16 protein-coding genes are annotated in these 17,560 nt (G+C 55.6%); 6 read left to right on the top strand and 10 right to left on the bottom strand.

The window, feature by feature from the left end:
• Positions 1–184: 184 nt before the first annotated feature.
• From galS to GC090_RS07055, 4 genes are all read right to left on the bottom strand, one after another.
• Positions 185–1,225 carry an HTH-type transcriptional regulator GalS gene (gene galS, locus GC090_RS07070; RefSeq protein WP_110268213.1) on the bottom strand — a complete coding sequence of 347 codons (1,041 nt, stop codon included), beginning with the start codon at positions 1,223–1,225 and terminating at the stop codon, positions 185–187.
• A 140-nt stretch (positions 1,226–1,365) separates the two neighbouring features.
• Positions 1,366–2,526: a DUF418 domain-containing protein YeiB gene (yeiB, locus tag GC090_RS07065; RefSeq protein ID WP_324021200.1), complete on the bottom strand. Its 1,161-nt coding sequence runs from the start codon at positions 2,524–2,526 to the stop codon at positions 1,366–1,368.
• A 49-nt stretch (positions 2,527–2,575) separates the two neighbouring features.
• Positions 2,576–3,241: a GTP cyclohydrolase I FolE gene (gene folE, locus GC090_RS07060; protein WP_006119934.1), complete on the bottom strand. Its 666-nt coding sequence runs from the start codon at positions 3,239–3,241 to the stop codon at positions 2,576–2,578.
• 125 nt (positions 3,242–3,366) lie between these two features.
• Positions 3,367–4,494, bottom strand: a complete 1,128-nt coding sequence (locus GC090_RS07055; RefSeq protein WP_324021198.1) for a YbfB/YjiJ family MFS transporter — start codon at positions 4,492–4,494, stop codon at positions 3,367–3,369.
• 105 nt (positions 4,495–4,599) lie between these two features.
• On the opposite strand from GC090_RS07055, the gene ptrR reads away from it, so the two are divergent.
• The 3 genes from ptrR to fghA all read left to right on the top strand — a co-directional run bounded on the left by ptrR (position 4,600) and on the right by fghA (position 7,571).
• Complete coding sequence (gene ptrR / locus GC090_RS07050; protein WP_039338161.1) at positions 4,600–5,511, top strand: putrescine utilization regulator PtrR; 912 nt, start codon at positions 4,600–4,602, stop codon at positions 5,509–5,511.
• A 78-nt stretch (positions 5,512–5,589) separates the two neighbouring features.
• Positions 5,590–6,714 carry an S-(hydroxymethyl)glutathione dehydrogenase/class III alcohol dehydrogenase gene (locus tag GC090_RS07045; RefSeq protein ID WP_033740561.1) on the top strand — a complete coding sequence of 375 codons (1,125 nt, stop codon included), beginning with the start codon at positions 5,590–5,592 and terminating at the stop codon, positions 6,712–6,714.
• Between the two features lie 11 nt (positions 6,715–6,725).
• Positions 6,726–7,571, top strand: a complete 846-nt coding sequence (gene fghA / locus GC090_RS07040) for an S-formylglutathione hydrolase (protein ID WP_006119939.1) — start codon at positions 6,726–6,728, stop codon at positions 7,569–7,571.
• A gap of 35 nt (positions 7,572–7,606) precedes the next feature.
• Here fghA and GC090_RS07035 read toward each other — a convergent pair whose 3' ends face one another.
• The 5 genes from GC090_RS07035 to GC090_RS07015 all read right to left on the bottom strand — a co-directional run bounded on the left by GC090_RS07035 (position 7,607) and on the right by GC090_RS07015 (position 12,503).
• Positions 7,607–8,395, bottom strand: coding sequence for an ABC transporter ATP-binding protein (locus GC090_RS07035; protein ID WP_205950531.1), 789 nt, complete (start codon positions 8,393–8,395; stop codon positions 7,607–7,609).
• The gene (locus tag GC090_RS07030) at positions 8,395–9,471 is read right to left on the bottom strand and encodes a FecCD family ABC transporter permease (protein ID WP_054633448.1); all 1,077 of its coding nucleotides are present in this window, start codon (positions 9,469–9,471) and stop codon (positions 8,395–8,397) included. The genes GC090_RS07035 and GC090_RS07030 overlap by 1 nt, the downstream gene beginning before the upstream one ends.
• Before the next feature lie 137 nt (positions 9,472–9,608).
• Positions 9,609–11,069 carry an amino acid permease gene (locus tag GC090_RS07025; protein ID WP_033740564.1) on the bottom strand — a complete coding sequence of 487 codons (1,461 nt, stop codon included), beginning with the start codon at positions 11,067–11,069 and terminating at the stop codon, positions 9,609–9,611.
• Between the two features lie 181 nt (positions 11,070–11,250).
• Entirely contained in the window at positions 11,251–12,120 is an 870-nt protein-coding gene (gene yieE, locus GC090_RS07020) for a DNA-binding transcriptional regulator YeiE (protein ID WP_039338163.1), read from the bottom strand.
• A 17-nt stretch (positions 12,121–12,137) separates the two neighbouring features.
• A complete protein-coding gene (locus GC090_RS07015; RefSeq protein WP_172912923.1) occupies positions 12,138–12,503 on the bottom strand; it encodes a YkvA family protein in 366 nt (121 codons plus the stop codon).
• A 102-nt stretch (positions 12,504–12,605) separates the two neighbouring features.
• On the opposite strand from GC090_RS07015, the gene GC090_RS07010 reads away from it, so the two are divergent.
• From GC090_RS07010 to nfo, 3 genes are all read left to right on the top strand, one after another.
• Entirely contained in the window at positions 12,606–13,658 is a 1,053-nt protein-coding gene (locus GC090_RS07010; RefSeq protein ID WP_324021195.1) for a YeiH family protein, read from the top strand.
• 178 nt (positions 13,659–13,836) lie between these two features.
• Positions 13,837–14,730, top strand: coding sequence for an Rpn family recombination-promoting nuclease/putative transposase (locus GC090_RS07005; protein ID WP_324021193.1), 894 nt, complete (start codon positions 13,837–13,839; stop codon positions 14,728–14,730).
• A gap of 240 nt (positions 14,731–14,970) precedes the next feature.
• The gene (nfo, locus tag GC090_RS07000) at positions 14,971–15,813 is read left to right on the top strand and encodes a deoxyribonuclease IV (RefSeq protein ID WP_033740573.1); all 843 of its coding nucleotides are present in this window, start codon (positions 14,971–14,973) and stop codon (positions 15,811–15,813) included.
• A gap of 36 nt (positions 15,814–15,849) precedes the next feature.
• Here the strand turns inward: nfo and fruA are convergent, their stop codons facing one another.
• Complete coding sequence (gene fruA / locus GC090_RS06995; RefSeq protein WP_006119954.1) at positions 15,850–17,547, bottom strand: PTS fructose transporter subunit IIBC; 1,698 nt, start codon at positions 17,545–17,547, stop codon at positions 15,850–15,852.
• Between the last annotated feature and the right edge of the window lie 13 nt (positions 17,548–17,560).

Below are 17,560 nucleotides of genomic sequence, written 5' to 3'. Positions count from 1 at the left end.
CCAAACTCGACTTCCATGTAGGTCAATGCGTCCGTAAAGCGTGTGTTATAAGCCTGAACCAACGATGCTGTCGGTGCCCTCAACGGGAGAGTGGCGTTACATAATGTTTCAGTACTGTAAGACGTTGCCATCATAGTGATAGCAATGTTAATTAACTGTGAATACAATCACAGATTGAAAACGGTTACATCGCGGAATCGCCTGAATTAGTGACGGACTCCACACTTTGCTTTTGCGCGACGGAATGGCGGCGAACGAGGGTGGGCATAAAGATATGTTTCGCCGTGGTGTCAAGACAGCCTGCCGCGCCCTGCAGGGCCAGTTCAGTGGCAAGTTTTGCCATAGAAACAATAGGATAACGGACTGTGGTAAGTTGAGGATCGGTGTACCGCGAAACCGGAATATCATCGAAGCCGACGACAGAAAAATGGTGCGGCACCTGAATGCCATTGTCTTTCAGAGCGGTAAGGGCACCGGCCGCCATACCATCGTTATAGGCGAAAATGGCGCTGAGATTCAGATTGCGTCCCAGCAGTTCCACCATTGCGGCTTCGCCCCCTTGCATATCCGGCTCTGCGCTGGCTATCCAGCTTTCCTGTGGGCGGATTCCCTGCTCTGCCATCGCCTGTAACCAGCCTTCACGCCGTTGATCCACATCTTCAATGGGATGACTGGAACAGAGATAGCCGATGCGGGAATGCCCCTGTTGTAGCAGCATGCGTGAGGCCATTAAGGCCCCGGTCACATTATCCAGACTGACGCAACGGGCCTCATAACCCGGTATGCTGCGGTTGATAACCACCATACCTGGCACCTGACTCATAAAGCCCGCCAGCTCTGCGTCTGAAAGCGTTTTCGCATGGACCACCAGCGCATTGCACCGTTGCCGTATCAACACTTCGATAGCGTGACGCTCTTTTTCTTCCTGATGCCAGGAGTTGCTGATCAGTACATGTTTCTGGACGCGCTGTGCCACGGTATCCACCGCTTTAACCAGCGCGCCAAAAAAGGGATCGGAGACATCCATGACGACGACGCCGATCGTATCGCTCACCTGGGTTGCCAGCGCCTGAGCATTGGCATTTGGGCGATAGCCCAGAGCGTCAACCGCCTGTAACACGACGTCACGTGTTTCAGCGGTGACCGCGCTGCTGTTATTTAGTACGCGCGAGACAGTCGCTACGGACACGCCCGCCTGACGCGCAACATCTCGAATGGTTATCATGCAGCACTTCCAGAGAAAAGGCATTACGCCGGTTATGGCACCGGCGCTATTCTGTCAGGGAAGTGCACGGGACAGCGTGAATTGCGTCACATCAATGAAAACGGTTACATACAATTCTGCAACCTTTGTGATGACCGTCATTATCTTTCTGAGGATGACGTGGGGTGCGGCGTGGCAAGAAAGCGTGTCAGACGACGCCAGATCCATTCCACCGGCCCCTGCGGGAAATAGCGTAGCCACAGTACGGAAAACAGCAGGTTAATACACCATATGCCTGGCACCATCATGACCAGTTGCCAGCGCGTAAAGTGCATAAAAAGCCCGAAGCGGTAGAACAGCGTAGTGCCGATCAGGGACTGCAGCAGATAGTTACTGAGCGCCATGCGGCCCACACACTGAATAGCATAACTCATCCGCCAGCGCTGAATGGCTGGCCAAAATCCAAAGCACAGTGCGGCATAGCCGATACTGATTAACGGGCTGGCAAGATCACGCGGCAGTTGTAAATAGAACGCACTCCAGCGTGCATCCCAGTCCACAAACCATTGCGCAGCTACACCTGCCGTCGCTATCCCCAGCCCAATCGGCAGTAACATCCGCGCAACGCGCCGGTAATGGGACACGGGAAACGTTCCTTTCAGCCAGCCGCTACGTAACAAGGCGGCGCCCAGCAGCATCAGTCCGGCCAGTTGCCAGCCATACTGCGCCACCAGCGCCATTAAACTGGAGGAGAGGTTATCCAGGCGGATGCGTACCGCCGCCAGCCCGCCGTTGACCTTCCAGAACTGTTCATACTGAATGTCTGCGGCGCCGGGCAACCACGAGCGTGACGGCTCGGCGCTGCTAATCAGGGCAAAGATCAGCAACAGCGCACAGCCCACCAGATAAAGTAAAATCCCGGTATTGATTAGCCCACGCGTGGACGGCGCATGGCGCAGCATCCGCCAGACGATCAGGCCGATAATGCCGTAATCCAGCAGGATATCGCCTTCCCAGATAAAAATGCTGTGAAGAAACCCCAGCAGCACCAGTAATGACAGACGGGCGGACAGCCAGCGACTTCCGCGCGGCAGCTGCAGTTGCAACCCCGCGCCAAACAGCAGCGCAAAGAGCGTCAGAAATTTAAGCTGCGCGAAGATATCGGACAGCGCCCATGTCCAGGCATCAGACAAGGTGACGCTGCCCTGCCAGGCAGGATTGAGATAGGCCGCAGAAGGTAAGCCAAAACCAATAATATTCAGCAACAGGATGCCGAGAATGGCACAGCCGCGAATAAAATCCAGCGCAAGGTAGCGTTGCATAGCGGCTCCTGACGGACCCGGCAGGCGCATCTGCGCCCACCTGTCGATATTAACTGTGACGCACCGCGCGCAGAAATTCCTGACGGGTATTCTGGCTGGATTTAAACAGACCGCCCAGGGAAGTGGTCGTGGTGGCACTGGTGGCATCCTTCACACCGCGTGCTTTTACACAGTAGTGGACGGCATCAATGGAAACAGCAACGTTATTGGTGCCTAACAATGTTTGCAGCGCCAGCAGCACCTGCTGAGTCAGACGCTCCTGCACCTGAGGTCGCTGGGCAAAAAACTGCACGATGCGGTTAATTTTGGACAAACCAATCACTTTGTCTTTGGGAATATAGGCGACGGTGGCTTTGCCATCGATAATCACAAAGTGATGTTCACAGGTGCTGGTCAGCGTAATGTCGCGTACCGTGACCATCTCGTCCACCTTCATCTTGTTTTCGATAAGGGTGATTTTGGGGAAATTGGCGTAATCGAGACCGGAAAAGACCTCATCGACATACATTTTGGCAATGCGGTGCGGGGTTTCCATCAGGCTGTCATCTTCAAGATCCAGATTCAGCAGCTGCATGATTTCCGTCATATGGCCTGCAATCAGGCTTTTGCGCGTTTCATCGTCCATTTCACGCGTAGGTGCACGCAGCGGCGTTTCCAGCCCACGCGCCAGCAGCGCTTCGTGAACCAGTGCAGCTTCCTGACTTAAGGTACTCATCTTACTCTTCTCCGGCAGGTGTTGCGCCCGCAGTCTGTTACCTGCGGGTCATATTACTGAGCGCGTATTGTGAGACTTTCTGTGCAGGGAATCCAGCAATCAATCTGATTGGAGATGAAAGCTTTTCACGCGCCCCGCCGCCACACTAACAGGCCCGCCCAGACCAGACTGGCGCCTGCTACCCATAACGCAGGCTCAAGGTGGTGCAGAAACAGGGTTGAAAGTGAGGAAAGTAAGGGGCCAGCCAGTTGCCCAATCGCATAGCCGGTGGTCAGTAAGCCCGCCATATAGCGCGTATGCTGCGGAGCCAGTTCACGCGCGCAAAGCAGCGACAACTGCACGACACTCAAAAAGCCCCCGCCCACCAGCAGCGCACCAAGTAACAAACCACCGAACCCCGGCAACAAGGCGGCCGCCAGCACGCCCAGCGCCTGGGCCCAGAGCGTGATGGCCAGGCGGACATGCGCCTGCCCCATTCGACGCGTCACAATACCGATGACGATGCCCAGCATCGCCGCCCCGCCAAATACCGGCCAGACCAGCTGCGCCAGCGCACTGCCCGGAAAACGGGCTGCCGCCATTTGCGACAAAAAGGTGGCAGGCAAAATATAGCCAAACCCCGCCAGGCTGTAGCTCAGGACCAGCCGCCGCAGGTTGGGCGTCAGCGTCAGCGGCGCTGGTACCTGCCCTGCCCGGTGCAGCGCCCCCGTACGCGGCAGGTTGCGGCAGATGGCCGCCACCAGCACGGCGGCCAGCGCAGCGTAAATGCCCCACGCCAGCGTCACAGAGACCTGTAAACTGTGTAAGATGACCGCCAGCAGGCCGCTGATGAAAATGCCAGCGCCGGGACCGGCAAAGACCGCCGCCGACAGACCAGGACGACCGTGATGATGCAGTTGCTCGTTGCTCCACGCGGCCACCAGCACCATGGCCCAGCCGCTGGCCCAGCCAATCACAAAACGAATGATCCCGTGCAGCCAGGGGCCCCCGGCACAGGCTGACAACGCGGTTAACACCACCGCGCCCCAAACCCCCAGATGCAGCCGCCACTCCACACGCTGCTGCGCGCGCATCGCGTCAAAGGAGCCGCACAGGTAACCCAGGTAGTTTAATGCTGCGACCACACTGGCACTGGTCAGGGTTAACTGATCAGCCTGAATCAGTAAAGGCACCTGGGGCGTAAACGCAAAACGGCCGATGCCCATGACGACAAACAAAGTCAAAAACGCACTTATCGCGACGCGAAATGCCATTGGGCACCTCAGTTTTTTAAATTGAAACTTGCGTACAGCATGAACGATGCTTAGAATCACGAAAAGTGAATAATCTTAACTAACTTGTTTACAGGAAGAGAACACATGGATTTAGTCCAGCTACGTATGTTCTGTTCCGTGGCAGAGAGCGGTTCTCTTGCCCGTGCTGCGGAACAACTGCATCGGGTGCCTTCTAACCTCACCACGCGCCTGCGCCAGTTGGAAGAGGAACTGGGTGCCGATCTGTTCATTCGGGAAAAACAGCGCATTCGCTTATCCCCGATGGGCCATAACTTTCTTAACTATGCGCAGCGCATTCTGGCCCTGAGCGATGAAGCCTTAAGTATGGCGCGCACCGGTAAGCCTGGCGGGAATTTTGCGCTGGGCTCGATGGAAAGTACGGCGGCAACGCGCCTGCCTGGCCTGCTGGCTGCCTATCATCAGCGTTTTCCGGCGGTCGCCTTATCGCTGATCACCGGCACCTCCGGTGAAATTATCGATCGGGTTCGCGAAGGAACACTGGCCGCGGCGTTGGTCGACGGGCCGGTTCAGCACGACGATCTGAATGGCTGTATTGCGTTCCGTGAAGAGATGGTGCTCATCACTGACCTTGACCACATCCCGGTGACGAGCGCACGCGATACTCAGGAAGATACGTTGTTTGCGTTCCGCAACAGCTGCTCTTACCGGGTGAAACTGGAAGCCTGGTATCGCGACAGCCAGGCCGCGCCAGACAGCGTCATGGAGATTCAGTCTTATCATGCCATGCTGGCCTGTGTCGCAGGCGGTGCAGGCGTGGCGATGATTCCGGCGTCGGTCCTGAAACAGATGCCAGAGCGCGCACGGGTTCAGGTACACAGCCTGCCGGCGAAGTATCGTGATACTGCGACCTGGCTGATGTGGCGACGGGACGCCTTTACGCCCAATGTTGAGGCACTCAAGTACCTCATTATCGAACAATTTCACGATCGTCCGCTCAACGATGAGCTGATGCATCCTTTACAGGCGGCGGAATAAGATTTCCGCGCTATTTTTAATGAATCACGACCATCCAGACGCCATAACGCGTCACAATCTGACTGGAAGAGGGATTGCATGAACATGATCAAAACCCGTGCCGCTGTCGCCTGGGCCGCTGGCGAACCACTGAAAATTGAAGAAGTGGATTTAATGCCGCCGCAAAAAGGGGAAGTGCTGGTCCGTATCGTTGCCACTGGCGTTTGTCATACGGATGCTTATACGCTGTCAGGTAGCGATCCGGAAGGCGTGTTCCCGGCGATTCTGGGTCACGAAGGCGGCGGTATCGTTGAAGCGGTCGGCGAAGGCGTCACCAGCGTGGAAGTGGGCGATCATGTTATCCCGCTTTACACGCCGGAATGTGGTAAATGTAAGTTCTGTCTGTCAGGCAAAACCAATCTGTGCCAGGCCATCCGCACCACACAAGGTAAAGGCCTGATGCCTGACGGCACGACGCGTTTCTTTAAAGACGGTAAACCCATTTTTCACTATATGGGCACGTCAACCTTCTCCGAATACACCGTCGTCCCGGAAATCTCTCTGGCGAAAATCAGTAAAGAAGCGCCACTGGAAGAAGTGTGCCTGCTGGGCTGCGGCGTAACCACCGGTATGGGCGCGGTGATGAACACCGCTAAAGTTAAAGAAGGCGATACCGTTGCCATCTTTGGTCTGGGCGGCATTGGTTTGTCAGCGATTATCGGCGCGAAAATGGCGAAGGCCGGCCGCATCATTGGTATTGATATCAATACCAGCAAATTCGACCTGGCCCGTAAACTTGGTGCGACCGATCTGATCAACCCTAAGGATTACGATAAACCTATCCAGGACGTGATTGTTGAACTCACCGACGGCGGCGTGGATTTCTCCTTTGAATGTATCGGTAACGTCAACGTGATGCGTTCTGCCCTGGAGTGCTGCCATAAAGGCTGGGGCGAGTCGGTGATCATCGGCGTTGCCGGTGCAGGCCAGGAAATCTCTACGCGTCCGTTCCAGTTAGTCACAGGGCGCGTCTGGCGTGGCTCTGCGTTTGGTGGCGTAAAAGGTCGCTCGCAGCTGCCTGGGATTGTGCAGGATTACCTCGATGGTAAATTTGCGTTGAACGACTTCATTACGCATACCATGCCGCTGGAAGAGATAAACGACGCCTTTGATTTGATGCACGAAGGGAAGTCGATCCGCTCCGTCGTTCACTTCAATAAGTAATCGGGGGCGCTATGACATCTTCTCTTGAGTTACTGGAAGAACACCGTATTTTTGGCGGCTGGCAGCAGCGCTGGCGTCATCCCTCTCAGGTGCTGAACTGCCCGATGACGTTCAGCATCTATTTGCCCCGTCCGCGCGGGGATTCGCCCCCACCGGTGGTGTGGTTTCTGGCAGGCCTGACCTGCAATGATGAAAACTTTACCACCAAAGCGGGTGCGCAGCGCGTCGCCGCTGAACTGGGGCTGGTGCTGATCATGCCCGATACCAGCCCGCGCGGTGAGGCGGTGGCCAATGACGAGGGCTATGATCTGGGCCAGGGCGCGGGCTTTTATCTCAATGCGACGCAGCAGCCCTGGGCGAGCCACTATCGGATGTTCGACTACCTTAGTGAGGAGCTGCCTGCGCTGATTGCCGATAACTTTAAGGTCAGTGAACGTCAGTCGATCATGGGGCACTCTATGGGCGGACACGGCGCGCTGATGCTGGCGTTACGCCTGGCAAACCGCTTTGCCTCCGCCTCCGCCTTTGCGCCCATTGTGAATCCCGCCGATGTGCCCTGGGGACAAAAGGCGTTCACCGCTTATCTGGGAGAGGATCGCCAGGCCTGGCGGGCATACGACAGCTGTCAGCTGATGCGCGAGGTTCAGCATCGCCTGCCGTTATTGATCGATCAGGGCGACAGCGATCAGTTTTTGGCGGATCAGCTTCAGCCGGAGCGATTAGAGGCAGTGGCGCAGGAGATGGATTTCCCGTTAACTCTGCGTATTCAGCCAGGCTACGATCACAGTTACTTCTTTATCGCCAGCTTCGTGGAAGATCATCTGCGCTTTCATGCGCAGCACTTGTTGGTGGGATAACACAACCGGGGATGGCGTGCGCCATCCCCGTTTTTTTACATCAGCCCTTCCCGGACTAATCCGTCAATCATGACCTGCGGCATTCCGCGGGAACAGTGCTCAATGCGGCCCTGCACGCCATAAACCTGCGCCAGCGTAGTGGGCGTGATCACGCTATCCGGTGCGCCTTCTGCGATTAACCGTCCCGCTTTGAGCATCAGCGCATGCTGCGCGTGACGTAAAGCGATATTGATATCGTGGACCACGACCACCGTCACCATATTGCGTAGCGCCGTCTCACGCCGCACTAAATCCATAACGTGGAACTGGTAGTTTAAATCCAGCGCACTCAGCGGTTCATCCAGCAGTAACAGCGCAGGCCGGCGAATCAACGACTGGGCCAGGCCAACAAGCTGCTTTTGTCCACCCGAGAGCTGATCCAGATACCGCATTGCCAGATGGGCAATGCCCAGTTGATCCAGCAGTCTCATGACATCGGCTTCACTGGCGGGACTGTGCAGGCCCGATGACGCACGCTGCGCGACGATAATGGACTCCAGCACATGCAGATGCACCCCCGCGGGCAACGATTGCGGCAGGTACACAACCTGTCTGGCCCGGCGGGCAAAGGGCTGAGTCATCAGATCTTCGCCGTTTAACCACAGTTCGCCCTGCCCTTTATTCAGCCCGGCCAGCGCACGCAGTAAGGTGGATTTACCGCAGCCGTTCGGTCCCAGCAGGACCGTGATTTCGCCACGCGGTAACGGCTCGACGTGAAGGTTATCAATGACCTGACGTTTAGGATAACCGGTGGTGAAGCCGCGCAGGCATAATCCCTGTTCCATTACACATGCCCTCGGTGACGCAAAATGATACTCAGGAAAAACGGCACCCCAATGAGCGAGGTCACAATCCCGACCGGGATAATGGCTCCGGGAATCAGGTTTTTGGAAGCCACTGAAGCCAGCGACAGCACAAGGGCACCGGTCAGCGCACTGGCCGGTAGATAGAAGCGATGATCTTCGCCGAACATCATACGGGCGATGTGCGGTGCGACCAGGCCAATAAAACCAATCGGGCCGACAAAGGCGACCGCTAAGGCGGATAGCACACTAATACGCAGCAAAGTCGCCAGGCGCAGACGGCGCACGTCGATACCAAAACTCACGGCCCGGTCTTCCCCCAGGCGCAGTGCGGTCAGTTTCCAGCTACTGAGCAGGGAAAACGGCACCAACAGCACAAAAGCCGCGCTCAGTACGCCCAGTTTTTCCCAGGACGCACGCGCCAGGCTGCCCATGGTCCAGAACACCAGCCCCTGTAACGTATCTTCACTGGCGATAAACTGCATCATCGACACCAGCGCATTAAAGGTAAACACCAGGGCAATACCAAATAATACCACGCCAGATGACGAGACCTGCGTCCAGCGCGTAATGCCGTCCAGCATTAAGGCGGCCAGCAGAGCAAAGATAAACGCATTGGCTGAGATAAACCACTGACCGGAGATCCCCGGAATCCCCACGCCTAAAATAATGGCCAGTGCGGCACCGAACGCCGCCGCCGAGGAAACGCCCAGCGTAAACGGACTGGCAAGCGGGTTATTAAGGATGGTTTGCATTTCTGCGCCGGCAAGGCCCAGTGCAAGGCCGACCACGATGGCCATGAGCGCATAAGGCAGGCGGATATCCCAGACAATGACGCGCGTGCCTGCATCAACGCTCTCGGGTGAGAGCAGCGTGTGCCACAACGTCGATAGCGAAAGTCCGGCCGGGCCGAGCGTAAAGTCCAGAACCAGTGACGCAAGGATCGCCACCAGCAACGCCCCTATCCAGAACAGGCGGCGGCGCAAAACCTGATGATAATTTTTCAGTATGGGCTGATGGCCTGCTTCAGCACCAATCAACGAGGATTCCGTTGTCATGGTTCAATCCAGTAATGGCTCCAAAATTAAAAACGCAGCCACAATAGTGCAGGTGATAATAATTATCAATTCATGGAATGTTAATAGTGATGACGTAACGTAAAAGCGCACGGCGTTTACCGTGCGCTTTTAACCCGTTATGAGCGGGGAAATTCCATCTCACTGTATTTCACAATGCGTCCGCCCCGCACCAGCCTGTAACCCAGCCAGATCAGCAGGAACAAGGGCAGGCCAATATAGGTCGCTGCAACGCTGTACCAGTCAATGGTGTCCTGCAGGAAGGCCTGGTAATTCTGACCGAGCGTAATAATCAGACAGAGTACAAAGGCAAAAATGGGCCCCAGTGGGAAGAAGCCTGAGCGGTACGGCAAGTCGCTCAGATCGCGCCCCTGAGCCACATAACCGCGACGGAAACGATAGTGACTGATGGCAATCCCTAACCAGGCGATAAAGCCTGTCATACCGGAGGTATTCAGCAGCCAGAGATAGACTTCCTGATTACCAAATTTTGAGGTTAAAAAGCACAAACCCGCGACGACGGTGGTGGCCCATAACGCATTACGCGGTACGCCGCCTTTTGACAGCCGGGCAAAAATGCGCGGCGCTTTACCTTCACACGCCAGGTTATACAACATGCGCGTTGAGGCATACATCCCGGAGTTACCCGCCGACAGTACCGCCGTTAAAATCACCGCGTTCATGACCGCCGCCGCAGACAGCAGGCCGGCATTCTGGAACACCAGGGTAAACGGACTCACGCTGATATCTTTAATATCATTGTGCAGCAGTTGCGGATCGGTATAGGGCAGAATCAGACTGATAATCAGAATGGCCAGCACATAAAACAGCAGGATGCGCCAGAACACCTGACGCACGGCGCGCGGAATGTTTTTCGCCGGATCTTCAGATTCACCCGCCGCTATGCCGATGAGTTCAGTCCCCTGGAAAGAAAAGCCGACAATCATTGCAACACCGATCATCGCCGCGAAGCCTCCGGCAAACGGCGCATCGCCTACCTGCCAGTTATGCCAGCCTGCATTTTCCGCGCCACGCATAATGCCCACAATCATCAACACGCCCACCACGATAAAGATCACGACGGTGGCGACTTTGATCAAGGAGAACCAGTATTCGGTCTCGCCAAAGCCTTTGACTGAAATGTAATTGATCAGGAACATCAGGCTCAGGAACAGTGCGCTCCAGATCCAGCCCGGCGTGTCGGGGAACCAGTAATTCATAACCAGTTGCGATGCCACCAGGTCGACAGCAATGGTGACCGCCCAGTTGTACCAGTAATTCCAGCCCAGGGCGAAACCAAAGCCCTCTTCCACATATTTGGCACCGTAGGTGGCGAAGGAGCCGGAAACCGGCATAAAGGCGGCCAGTTCGCCGAGGCTGGTCATCAGGAAATAGACCATTAAGCCAATTAAGGCATATGAGAGTAATGCCCCGCCGGGGCCAGCTTGAGAGATGGTGGCACCGGATGCCACAAACAGACCTGTACCGATTGATCCGCCAATAGCGATCATGGTGAGGTGGCGTGCTTTTAGATCGCGTCGTAACGCAGGTTGTTGTGTTGTATTTGTGTCATTATGCATGTGTAAACATTACGCTGGGTAAAAATAAGGCGCGATTGTAGCAGCAAAGGCCACGCTGTATAGCGAATGCTACGCTGTTATTAGTTACCTTCATGATTGGCGCGAAATTATTAGCGGCGCCGCCTGTTTCCCTGAAATTCAAGGGGTTGAACCGCTGATTAAACCACCATTCATCGGGCGTTTACGTTTCCCGGCAGTACGATAAAAACCGCGACAGGGCCTTTGAGATGTGTTTTTGTCGATGGTGGATGCGATAAAGCGTGCGCGTCAGATTCGGCAAAGGCGTTTTCAGCTCAATCAGCGTCCCGGCGCTCAACTGCTCGGCAATCACCCGACGTGATAAGCAACTGATGCCCATCCCGTGCCGCACGGCATGCTTTATCGCTTCGGAGTTGCCCAGCTCCATGCCCAACTGAAATGTCGGCAAATGGGACAACAGCAGATAATCGACAATCTCGCGCGTACCTGAGCCGCGCTCGCGGAGAATCCAGGTGGCCTCAGCCAGCGAGGTCAGCGTGACGGGATGCTGCAAAATGGCGGCGTCCGGTGCGGCAAAGACCACCAGTTCATCTTCCAGCCAGGGCTCGCTGACCAGTTCTGTCATATGGCACGGCCCCTCAATTAATCCCACATCGACGCGAAAATCGGAAACGGCTGTGATCACGTCCTGACTGTTTCCCACGCTCAGCTCTAAAGGCAACGTGGGGAAATCACGGCGGTAACCGGCAATCATCCCCGGCAGCAGATAATTCCCGATGGTGCTGCTGGCATAAATACGAATAGCCCCGTTATCTTCTTTGAATAACTGTTCGATTTCTGTGGCCTGTTCGAGCAGGCCAACGGCACGGGGATAAAGTAACCGGCCATGTTCGTTGAGCACTAGCCGCTTTCCTACCCGATCGAAAAGCTGCACACCTAACTGGTTTTCCAGGTCAGCCAGGGCGGCACTGACAGCAGACTGGGAGAGCGCCAGCACCTGAGAAGCCTGGGTGGTAGAGCCGCTTTTAAGCACCTCGGTAAACACTTCAATTTGTCGCAGGGTAATATGCATGAAAACTCCGGAATCACTTAGCGCGCGACAAGGTAAACGATCAGGGCGATCCACAGCAGAAAAATCACACCCAGTACACCCAATACTTTTTTACCGCGTGCACGCTGTTGCTGCGCACGCGCGACGCTGCGGGCCCGAACCTCGCGCGGCAGCATTTTCAGCAGTAACATGACACCGGCAGGGATAATGACGGCATCGTCTACTAGTCCCACAACCGGGATAACATCCGGAATCAAATCGATCGGACTTATGCCGTACGCCAGCAACCCGGCGGCCAGGCCTTTACACCACAGCGGTGTTTGAGGATCGCGACAGGCAAAGGCGAGCGTCAGCACATCGCGTTTGATGAGCGCGATTAAGCGTTTCAGTCGTGCAAACAGCATAGTTCCTGCCTTATCACTTATAGCGGTAGATTATAAATATATAATCAATTTCACTTTTAACAAGCCCCGCATGATGATGAGCGCTCAACCAGGAGCGTAATCATGGCAGACATCACCCTCTCAAAAAATCCTTTCGTTCAGCAGTGGCTCCCCGGCCTGTTGTTATGCGGCCTGATCGCCAGCGTGACTGCCGCTGTGGCCCAGGTGCCAGGCATCGCTCGTCTGGGTCTGGGATCATTAACTCTGGCGATTATGCTGGGCATCATCGTCGGTAACAGCGTTTACTCGCCTCTTGCCGGCCAGTGTGACGCGGGCGTACAGCTGGCAAAACAAAAACTGCTCAGGCTCGGTGTGATTCTGTTTGGCTTTCGCATCACCTTGCAGCAAATCACCGACGTGGGATTAAGCGGCCTGCTGATTGATGTGCTGACCCTGAGCAGTACGTTCTTTGTGACCTGCCTGCTGGGCCGACGTCTGCTGAAGCTTGACCGCGAAACTGTATGGTTAATTGGTGCAGGCAGCAGCATCTGTGGCGCCGCGGCGGTGCTGGCCACGGAACCGGTGGTCAAAGCGGCGCCGTCAAAAGTGGCCGTTGCCGTCGCTACGGTGGTGCTGTTTGGTACCCTGGCGATTTTTATTTATCCCGTTTTGTGGCCACTGGTGCATGACTTTTTTCCCCGTGTCACGCTGACGCAGTTTGGCATTTTTACCGGTTCAACCATTCATGAGGTGGCGCAGGTCGTTGCTGCCGGCCACAGCATTGCGCCCGAAACCGAAAACAGCGCCGTTATCGCGAAAATGCTGCGCGTCATGCTGCTGGCGCCGTTTTTACTGTTGCTGAGCGGCGTCCTGCGACGTGAGCAGGCAGAACAGCAGAGCGCAAAGCCGGTGACGTTTCCATGGTTTGCCCTGATGTTTGTCGTTGTCGCCTTGTTCAACTCGCTGCACTGGCTGCCGGCCGGATGGGTGAATATGTTCAACACGCTGGGAGGAATATTGCTGACCATGGCAATGGCGGCACTGGGTCTGACCACCCGTTTCACTGCCCTGCGTGCAGCGGGCTATAAACCTGTCCTGTTGGGGGCACTGGTCTTTGGCTGGCTGGTGCTGGGCGGCGGCACGATTAACCTGCTGGTTCAGCGTTTTATCGCGTAAGGCACGTTCATGTCTTTATTAAACCGGCCGCATGCAGGCCGGTTAGCCCTTTGCTCGCGTGCTGAAGGTGTTCATCTCATCCAGCGTTGCGAGAAGCGTCGTAAATTAAACCATTGCTATTAGGTAAGATCCTCCCGTAGCTCTATTGTAGACCGGTGATTTTTACGAGCCGGAACTGATGAAGAGAACGTCCCCAATACCGACACCTCACGACGCGCTGTTCCGACAGTTTCTGACCGAGCCGGACGTGGCGCGGGATTTTATGGCGATCCACCTGCCACAAGCGTTGCGCGCCCTGTGCGATCTGACCACGCTTAAGCTGGAATCGGGTTCTTTTGTCGAGGACGACCTGCGGCAGTACTATAGCGATGTGCTGTACAGCGTGAAAACCGCGTCCGGCGAAGGCTATATCCACGTCCTTATTGAACACCAGTCTGGTCCGGATAAACACATGGCCTTCAGGTTAATGCGCTATGCGGTGGCCGCCATGCATCGCCATCTGCAAGCCGGACATCAAACGCTGCCGTTAGTCATTCCCGTCTTGTTCTACACCGGTAAACGTAGCCCCTATCCCTATTCTCTCTGCTGGCTGGATGGCTTTGCGTTACCGGATCAGGCGGGCAAACTTTACACGGCGGCTTTCCCTTTGGTTGACGTAACGCGTATTCCTGACGACGAGATCCTGCACCACCGCCGTATGGCCGCCTTAACGTTACTTCAGAAGCACATCCATCAGCGTAATCTGACCGTGATGCTTGACAGGCTGGTGGCTATTCTCACAAATGAATATCTCTCTTCATCACAGGTTATCTCGCTGGTAAACTACATGGTGCAGGCGGGCGAGGTGTCGGATGCGCACGCCTTAATCCATAAGCTGGCACAGCGGGTGCCGCAACACGGAGACGCACTGATGACCATTGCAGAACAGCTGGAACAAAGAGGGATTGAGAAAGGCAGAAAGGAAGAAGCGCTGAAGATTGCCCGGGTCATGTTAACTAACGGCTTTGACCGCCCTACCGTCATCAAAATGACCGGCCTGAGCGAAAAAGATATCGCGCAACTCCGCCACTGACAGGTTTGCCCAACCTTTTTAGTCCCCGCATCATTCTGTTGCAGACGCTTGCCAGCTCGCCATGCTGGCAGCCTGTCCTTTCTGACGCCGCTCTGTTCTGCGGGGCAGCAAATATTATCCTGTCGCGCTGCTGTTTGCCTGCCTAATCCGGGTGTAAAAATTTCCGCCGCGCTGCGTTTTGCCCCAGTGTCATCGTGTATCATGCCGTTCAGACTGAGTTGAACCCTTCAGGAGAACGGCATGAAGTATATTGGCGCGCACGTCAGCGCATCGGGTGGTGTGGATCAGGCAGTGATCCGCGCGCATGAACTGGAAGCCACGGCGTTTGCGCTGTTCACCAAAAATCAGCGCCAGTGGAAAGCCGCCCCGCTCTCGGATGAGACTATTGCTGCCTTTCGCGCTGCCTGCGAGAAATACCACTTTTCATCAGATCAGATTCTGCCTCATGACAGCTATCTGATTAATCTGGGGCATCCGGTTATGGAAGCCCTGCAGAAATCCCGCGATGCCTTCGTGGATGAAATGCAGCGTGCAGAGCAACTGGGCCTGACACTGTTGAATTTTCATCCGGGTAGCCATTTACAGCAGATTGACGAGCTGACCTGTTTAAAACGTATCGCTGAGTCCATCAATATCGCACTGGATCAGACCCGCAACGTCACCGCCGTGATTGAAAACACTGCCGGACAGGGCAGTAATCTGGGCTTTCGCTTTGAGCATCTCGCGACCATTATCGAACACGTTGAAGATAAATCTCGCGTAGGTGTTTGTATTGATACCTGCCATGCTTTCGCCGGCGGATATGACCTGTGCAGCGAAGCAGCCTGTACTGAAACCTTTGCCGAGTTTGATCGCATAGTCGGATTTAATTATCTGCGTGGCATGCACCTGAATGATGCCAAAAGTACGCTGGGCAGCCGGGTTGACCGTCACCACAGCCTGGGAGAAGGCAATATCGGTAAAACCGTATTTAGCTGGATAATGAAGGATTCGCGCTTCGATGGTATTCCGCTGATTCTGGAGACCATCAATCCGGATATCTGGAAAGATGAAATAGCCTGGCTCAAATCAGAGCAACGTTAAAAAAAGGAGCCTGGCGGCTCCTTTTTCCTTTTAAGATCAGGCTTTCGCCAGTTCTTCTTCCGGGCGTTTCAGCACCGCATACCCTAATCCGGCAATAGCTGTGCCGATAACAATCGACAGCAGGTAACCCAGTACCGGGGTAATTGCACCTGGAATCAACAGCACGAACAGGCCGCCGTGCGGTGCCATCAGTTTGGCACCAATCGCCATAGAAGTGGCACCGGTCACCGCACCGCCGACGATACAGCATGGCAGGACGCGCATGGGGTCACGAGCGGCAAACGGAATCGCACCTTCTGAGATAAAGCACAGGCCCAGAACCAGCGCGGCTTTACCTCCTTCCTGCTGACCTTTATTGAATTTACGACGGGCAACCAGCGTCGCCAGCCCCATTGCCAGCGGTGGCACCATACCCGCAGCCATAATGGCGGCCATCGGTGCATAGGTTTGTGAACTCAGCAGACCGACACCGAAAGCGTAGGCAACTTTGTTAACAGGACCACCCATGTCGGTACACATCATACCGCCGAGGATAGCACCCAGCAGGATAGCGTTAGCCGTTCCCATGTGAGCCAGCCAGCTGGTCAAACCGCTCATGATGCCCGCGACGGGTTTACCGACCACATAAATCATCAGCAAGCCGGTGATCAGGCTGGCAAACAGCGGAATGATCAGGATAGGTTTTAACGCTTCCATACTTTGTGGCAGCTTCACTTTGCCGCTAATGAGTTTGGCTGCATACCCCGCAATAAAGCCCGCGATGATGCCGCCAAGGAAGCCCGCGTTGATGCTGGTGGCGATCATCCCGCCAATCAGGCCCGGCGTCAGGCCCGGACGGTCCGCGATAGAGAACGCGATAAAACCCGCCAGTACCGGCACCATCAGGGCAAACGCGCTGCCGCCACCGATTTGCATCAGCGCAGCCGCCAGCGTACCCGGCTCTTTAAACGCCGTAATACCAAACGCAAACGACAGCGCGATACTCAGACCACCAGCCACCACCATCGGCAGCATGTAAGACACGCCTGTTAACAGATGACGGTAAGCGCCTGCACCGCCCTCTTTTTTCTCTTCCTGATTGCTGTTTTGCGCGCCGGACGGTTTAAACGGCTTCGCTTCAGCAACGGCTTTATCCAGTTCCTGAGCGGTCTTCTTCAGCGCCAGGCCGGTTGAGGTACGGTACATCGGCTTACCCGCAAACTTCGCCAGGTCCACTTCGATATCCGCCGCCACGATCACCAGATCGGCCGCCGCCACTTCTTCTGGCGTAATCGCGTTACCTGCACCAACAGAGCCACGGGTTTCAACTTTTACCCACCAGCCGCGTTTGGTCGCTTCAGCCTGAATAGCTTCAGCCGCCATAAACGTATGTGCTACGCCCGTTGGACAGGCCGTTACGGCAACCACGCGTTTTGGTCCGTTAGCTGACGCTGTTGCAGGGGTTGCAGCCGGAGCGGCTGCGCGGGCCTGCCAGGGTTTCGCTTCGGCTTTCGCACGGTTCAGGAACTGTTCTGGCTCACTGACCGCCTGTTGAACATCGCCCAGCCAGACGGATTTTCCGTTCAGCGCAGCATCGTCAGGCACATGTTGACCGGTGACAATCACCAGTTCGGCTTCCGCCGGGTTTTCTGTTAGCGTCAAACCCGCCTGCGCAGCCGCAGCAGCCAGACGTTGTTTTGCCATGTAGGCAGAGGCCAGTCCTGTTGAAGGATCTTTTATCAGCAGCGTTTTCACTATCGCTCTCCTG

This window comes from Pantoea sp. JZ29 (genome assembly GCF_035190385.1).
GTDB classification, from domain to species: Bacteria; Pseudomonadota; Gammaproteobacteria; order Enterobacterales; family Enterobacteriaceae; genus Pantoea; species Pantoea stewartii.
The sequence above is the reverse complement of the archived record's forward strand: the minus strand, read 5'-3'. Positions and strand labels throughout refer to the sequence as shown.